This window comes from uncultured Salinisphaera sp., assembly GCF_964012375.1.
Taxonomy (GTDB): Bacteria; Pseudomonadota; Gammaproteobacteria; order Nevskiales; family Salinisphaeraceae; genus Salinisphaera.
Genome location: NZ_CAXGSH010000143.1, coordinates 1 through 6,082 on the forward strand (window position 1 = coordinate 1; position 6,082 = coordinate 6,082).

Here is a 6,082-nt window from a genome sequence, read left to right on the forward strand (position 1 = left end):
CCTGGCGCCGGCGGGCCAGCGCCGACAGCGCCAGGCGCAGGCCCGGCCCGCCGCGGTTGCCGATACGCGGGCGTAGCCAGTCGATACCGGCCAGCAGGCCTAGCGCCACGAGCCAGAGCACGGCGGTGCCGCCCAGGGTGGCGCCCACCACCCAGGCGGTGAGCGTGATATCGCGGGTGGCGGCCGCCGCCAGCAGGGCAACGCTCGCCAGCGCGGCTGCATAGATCAGCCACATGCGCCCGCGCTGTTCGGCCAGCGACCGGGCCAGAACGCGCGCGGGCGGCGTGGCCCGGGCCTGCGCCAGAGCGGGCCAGGCGAAGCCGGCCAGCAGCACCGCCCCGGTCGCGGCTGCGGGCCAGAGCGCAAACCACGACGCAGCCGGCAGCTGGATTTCGAATGCACGCGCGATCAGCTGCGAAATACCCAGCTGGGCCAGCCAGGCAACGACAAGCCCCAGGCCGATACCGATCGCGCCCACGAATACCAGCTGCCAGGCCAGCAGCCGGGCGATCAAGCCACGGGCCGCACCCAGGGTCTTGAGCAGGGCGATTTCGTCCAGTCGCGACGATGCATGCTGGCGCGCGGTCAATGCGATGGCCACGCCCGCGAGTACCACCGCCACCAGCGCGGCCAGATCCAGGAACACATCGGCCCGATCCAGCGCCCGCGCCAGCGCGCGGTTGGATTCGGCCGGGGTGCGCAGTTTTTCGCCGGGCTGCAGCGTCGGCTCAAGGCGTTCGCGCACCTGTTCGAGCGCAGCCGGGTCGCCGGCGATGCGCTCGTCGTAATTCGCCCGGCTGCCGGGGCCGAGCAGGCCAGTTGCGGCCACGTCGGCGCTGCGAATGAGCACGCGCGGCGCGATATTGGCAAAGCCCTGGCCGCGGTCGGGTTCGATCACCAGCACGGCCGCAATCTTGAGTTTGGCATCGCCGAGCGCAAGCGTATCGCCGACGGCCAACTGTTGGGCATCGAGGATACGCTGGGCCACCCAGGCTGTGCCCGGCTCGGGCGCGTGTGTGACCGTTTCCGTCGGGCTGCCCAAGTCGCCACGCCTCAGCGTGACTTCGCCGCGCAGCGGATAGCCTTGTTGGACGGCCTTGACCGACACCAGCGTGATCTCATCGTCGTGGCTGACCACGCTCGGGAACACTGTCACCCCGTGATGGGCCACGCCGATCTCGTCGAGGATGGCGGCACGCTTGTCGTCCAGCGGCGCGCGTAGTTCCAGTTCCAGGTCGGCGGCGAGCGTGGCGGCCCCCTGGCGTTCCATGCCGGCGCGCACGCGATCGGTCATCTGGCTGACCGCACCCACGGCGGCCACGGCCACCACGAGCGCGATCAACAGAATCCAGGCCGAGCCGTCGCGGCGGCTGCGCCCGATCTGGCGCCAGGCCAGACGCATGGCTGAAGTGCGATCAGTGCTAATGCAGCTGCCCGTCGGCCAGGCGGGTACGCCGGGCACAGCGCGCGGCCAGGTCTTCGTCGTGGGTGACCAGTACGAGCGTGGTGCCTTGCTCGGCATTGAGTTCGAACAGCTGGTCGATCACCTCGGCCCCGGTCGCGCCGTCGAGGTTGCCGGTGGGTTCGTCGGCAAACAGAATCTTCGGCCGGCAGGCAAAGGCACGTGCAAGCGCCACGCGCTGCTGTTCGCCGCCGGAGAGCTGTCGCGGCGTGTGCTTGACGCGATGCGCGAGCCCGACCTGTTCGAGCAGCCGCTGTGCGGTGTCGCGCGCCTCGCCCAGATCGGTGCCGATAAGCTCCAGCGGCAGGGTAACGTTGTCCAGCGCCGACAGGCCGGAGAGCAGCTGGAACGACTGAAACACGAAGCCCACCTGGCCGCTGCGCCAGGCCGCGCGTGCATCCTCGTCCAGCGCCGACATCTCGCGCCCGAGCAGGGCCAGGCGGCCGCGCGTGGGCGTATCCAGCCCGGCGAGCAAGGCCAGAAGCGTCGATTTGCCCGAGCCGGACGTACCCACGATCGAGAGCGTATCGCCCATGTTCAGCGATAGTTCGATACCGTCGAGGATGGTGAGCGAACGCTCGCCGCTTTCGATCGTCTTGGACAGATCGACCGCTTCTAATGCAGGAGATGACATTGAGCCGAGTTTCTTGGTCCGAAAAAAGGGGGTTACGCCGCGCAGTGGTCACAATGACCGCGGCGCTGCTGTTTGCGACATGCAGCTTCGCATACGCACAGACGAGCGTCCTGGTTTTCGGCGACAGCCTCAGCGCCGGCTACGGACTCGACCGCGGCCAGGGCTGGGTATCGCTGCTGCGCGATCGCCTCGACGAAAACGAGCGCGACGTTGAAGTGGTCAATGCCAGCGTCTCGGGCGAAACCACCGCCGGCGGGCGCGGGCGCCTGGACGCAGCGCTGAAACGCCACGAACCGGACGTCGTCGTTCTGGAGCTTGGCGGCAACGACGGCCTGCGCGCGCTGCCGATCAAAACCATGAAAGACAACCTCGCCGCCATGATCGACACCAGCCGCGCGTCCGGCGCGAAAGTGCTGCTGCTGGGCATGCGTATCCCGTCAAACTACGGCAAGCGCTATGCCGACCAGTTTCATCAGGCCTTCGTCGATCTGGCCGACGAAACCGACGTGGCTTTCGTGCCTTTCTTTCTGGAAGACATCGCGAATGATCGCGGTAATTTCCAGAACGACGGCGTGCATCCGAATGCCCAGGCCCAGCCGGCCATGCTCGATGCCGTGTGGCCGGCACTCGCGCCGCTGATCGACGCGAAACCGCAGGCCGCTGTGCAACCGTGAAATCGGGTGGTGGTTGGTGGTCGCGGCCCGTTCGATCGCCATCGCAGCTCGGTCTGGCGAGCGCGCTGTCAGGCCGTACGCACATGCTAATATGACGACATTGATGGCAATACGTATGGCATGCCCATGAGCGTGAACGACAGCGACGATCGCTTCTTTCATCTCGCCGGCGACGAGGCGATCGAATCCCGGGCGATCGCACAGCGCTTGCACGTCAACAAAACGCAGCTCGCCGACGTGCTTGGGATTGGCGTCGATTCCCTGCGGCGCAGCAACCGCGAGCGTGCCGTGCGGGTGCAGACCCGAATGCGCGACATGATCGAGATCATCAATCGCGCCCAGCCCTGGGCCGGCTCGGTCAACCAGGCGTTCGCGTGGTATCGCTCCCAGCCCCTGCCGTCGTTCGGCGATCAGACCGCCGAAGAACTGGTCAAGGAAGGGCGCGCCGACGCCGTGAAAGCCTATCTGTCTCGAATCAATGAAGGCGGCTATGCCTAGGGCGTGTCGTCATGAGATATGACGTCGCATTGCCCGCATCGGGCGTGTCAGGCAAGGCGCGGGCCGCCGAGCGTGGCCCGCCACGGTCAAGGTCCGCAACGCCGCATGGCGCGTCCGACGCGGGCAACCCGGAGGGTCGGCGGCCAAGCCCCGGCAACCCGGCGTTATCGCTCGCTCACGTGGCATGGCCACGCGACGCTCGCGATGCCTTGTCTTGCCGGCGCTTGGCTGCCGATGCGCCGCCTTATCTTATGACGACACGCCCTAGGGCCAGCTAGATTCCTTGGCATGGCGGGCGACCACTTCAGCGGCACGGTCTATCGCGCGCATAACCCGCGCTGGTCGTTCGCGCCCGACTCGGGTGCCGGTGCGGCCAAGCACGGCGGGCGCTTCAACCGCCCCGGCGTGCCGGCGCTGTATACCAGCAGCAGCTACGAACTCGCGATCGCGGAAGCCCACCAGGGCCTCGCCTACAAGCTCCAACCGCTCACTATCGTCAGCTACGACGTCGCGCACCAAAGCGTGCTCGACCTGTCCACGCCGGCGGCCTGCGATGCAGCCGAGGTGGTATTCGAAGACCTCGCCTGTGCCTGGGAACTGATCGCCTACGAAGGCGCAATGCCGCCTAGCTGGGCGTTGGCCGACCGGCTTATCGAGGCCGGCGTCGGCGCCATTATCGTGCCCTCGTTCGCGGTCGGCGCCCATCCAAGCGACCGCAATATCGTGTTCTGGCGCTGGCAACCCACACCGCCGTATCAGGTGGCCGTCAACGACGACTGGCAGCGCCTGCCGCGTGATGATCGGTCCTGGACGTAGCAGGCGTTTCAATTTGCGGCGGGGCTTGTGCGTGAGGTGCGAGCCCGAGCATGGTCCCGGCAGGCGCGTCTCGGTTTTCTTCGTGGCACGGGCCAAGGAACGGGAGGCGCCCAGCGGCGTGTAGGCCGCCGGGCGATGCAACGCCCGGTTCAGGCTATGGACTTGCCGGCATACGGACAGGCCGGCGCTTCCACACCGGCCGCCGCCAGATGCTGGGCGAAGGCGATGGTGGTGCGGTCGTGGCCGTAGTTGCCGACGATTTGCAGGCCTACGGGCAGGCCGTCGTCGGTCAGGCCCACCGGCGCACTGGTGGCGGGCAGGCCGGCGACCGTGGCCGGGGCGATCCAGCGAAACAGGTTGGTATAGCCGTGGCTGTTGCCGTCCACGTCGATCTTGCGCGAGAGCACGTTGCCGCCGTGATCGTGGGCTATGGCGGGTACGCAAACGCTGGGTAGCAACAGCACGTCGTAGTCGGCGAACAGGCTGTGCCACTTCGCGCGCAGCTTGTGGCGGGCTTCGTCGGCTTGGGCCCAGTCGCGATGGCTTGCGGTGGCACGCTCGGCAAAGCCGCCTGTGGTGCCCATTTCGTTCTTGCCGACCAGCCCCAGGAACTTGGCGCCGCGCTTGGCCTTGGTATAGAGCTTGTCGGGAATGGAGGCGCCGACCAGGCCATTGAGCAGGCGGTCGTAGGTTTCGTAGCTGGCTTCGAAACCGCCCGGCAGGTCGTCGAGTTTCGTGACCGTCGCACCCGCGCGGCGCGCGGCTTCCAGCGCGTCTTCCAGGCGGGCTTTCACGGCCGCAGAGATCGGGCAGAAGTCGTGCTCGAACAGATAGCCGATTTTGAAATCAGCCAGCGTGGTGGGCTTCGGTGCAGGCAGCTTCGCCTGCCAGACGCTGGCATCGATGCTGTCGGCGCCGGCCATCACGTCGAGTGCGAGCGCCAAGTCGGCCGGGTGGCGGGCCAACGGGCCGGCCACGCACAGATCCGGTTCGCCGCGCGTACCCGGCGGGCCGGGAATATGGCCGCGCATGGGAATCACGCCGTAGGACGTCTTGTGCCCGTACACGCCGCACCAGCTCGACGGGGTACGAATGGAGCCGGCCAGGTCCGAGCCCAGTTCCAGCGGCGTAAAACCGGCGGCCAGGCCGGCCGCTGCGCCACCGGAAGAGCCACCCGAGGTGCGCTCGGTGTTCCACGGATTGTTGGTCGTGCCGTAGATCGGGTTGAAGGTCTGTACGTCCTGGGCCAGGCGTGGCGTGTTGGACTTGCCGAAGATCACCGCGCCCGCGGCGCGCAGGCGGGCCACGGCCACGGCATCGTCACTGCTGCGATAGTCCTTGAGCTTGGGTTCGCCGACGACGGTGGGCAGGCCGGCGACTTCGTAAGTGTCCTTGATGGTCATCGGCACGCCGTGCAGCGGGCCCCAGTTCTGACCGGCCGCGATCGCGGCATCGGCCTCGTCGGCGCGCTGGCGGGCGGCTTCGATATCCATGGCCACGACGGCGTTGATTGGTTCACCGAGCGTTTCGATACGGGCCAGATAGTGGTCGAGCGCGGCACGGCTGGTGATGTCGCCGCGCGCGATGGCGCCGGCCAGTTCACCGGCGCTGAGTTGATGGATATCGGTCATCGGATCGTTGTCCTTGTCGTTCTCGAACTTTGAATGAGCGTTACTGGCTTTCGCTTTCGCTGCGCGGCGTTCTCAGTGCATCGAACAGCGCCTGCTTGAACAGCTCGGGCGATTCGATCGGCGGCAGATGGCCGATGCCTTCGAACGTCACCAGTTCCGCATCGGGCATGCGGGCGACGGCTTCGCGGCCCAGGGTGGGGTAGTCGCCCAGTTCGGCGGCGAGTTCGTCGGAGACCAGATCGCTGCCGAGTGCGGTGCGGTCGCGGGTGCCGATCATGAGGGTGGTGGGCACGTCGATATGCTCGAACTCGTAGAACACCGGCTGGGTATAGACCATGTCGTAGGTCGCGGCCTGGGCCCAGGCGAC

The 6,082-nt window shown here is 67.3% G+C and carries 7 protein-coding genes; 3 read left to right on the forward strand and 4 right to left on the reverse strand.

Features of this window, described 5'->3' with window-relative positions:
- Together ABNU97_RS16850 and ABNU97_RS16855 are read right to left on the reverse strand one after the other, a co-directional pair.
- On the reverse strand, positions 1-1,402 hold a 1,402-nt coding region (locus tag ABNU97_RS16850; RefSeq protein WP_348767825.1), incomplete at its 3' end, for an FtsX-like permease family protein.
- A 19-nt stretch (positions 1,403-1,421) separates the two neighbouring features.
- Complete coding sequence (locus ABNU97_RS16855; protein ID WP_348767826.1) at positions 1,422-2,096, reverse strand: ATP-binding cassette domain-containing protein; 675 nt, start codon at positions 2,094-2,096, stop codon at positions 1,422-1,424.
- A gap of 53 nt (positions 2,097-2,149) precedes the next feature.
- Here ABNU97_RS16855 and ABNU97_RS16860 point away from each other — a divergent pair, with 53 nt between their 5' ends.
- The 3 genes from ABNU97_RS16860 (at position 2,150) to ABNU97_RS16870 (ending at position 4,084) form a co-directional block, all read left to right on the forward strand.
- A complete protein-coding gene (locus ABNU97_RS16860) occupies positions 2,150-2,770 on the forward strand; it encodes an arylesterase (RefSeq protein WP_348767827.1) in 621 nt (206 codons plus the stop codon).
- Between the two features lie 126 nt (positions 2,771-2,896).
- Positions 2,897-3,268: an antitoxin Xre/MbcA/ParS toxin-binding domain-containing protein gene (locus ABNU97_RS16865; RefSeq protein ID WP_348767828.1), complete on the forward strand. Its 372-nt coding sequence runs from the start codon at positions 2,897-2,899 to the stop codon at positions 3,266-3,268.
- A 288-nt stretch (positions 3,269-3,556) separates the two neighbouring features.
- On the forward strand, positions 3,557-4,084 hold the full coding sequence (locus ABNU97_RS16870; protein WP_348767829.1) for an RES domain-containing protein: 528 nt from the start codon (positions 3,557-3,559) through the stop codon (positions 4,082-4,084).
- Between the two features lie 149 nt (positions 4,085-4,233).
- Here the strand turns inward: ABNU97_RS16870 and ABNU97_RS16875 are convergent, their stop codons facing one another.
- Complete coding sequence (locus tag ABNU97_RS16875) at positions 4,234-5,715, reverse strand: amidase (RefSeq protein ID WP_348767830.1); 1,482 nt, start codon at positions 5,713-5,715, stop codon at positions 4,234-4,236.
- A gap of 40 nt (positions 5,716-5,755) precedes the next feature.
- On the reverse strand, positions 5,756-6,082 hold a 327-nt coding region (locus ABNU97_RS16880), incomplete at its 5' end, for an alpha/beta hydrolase (RefSeq protein ID WP_348767831.1).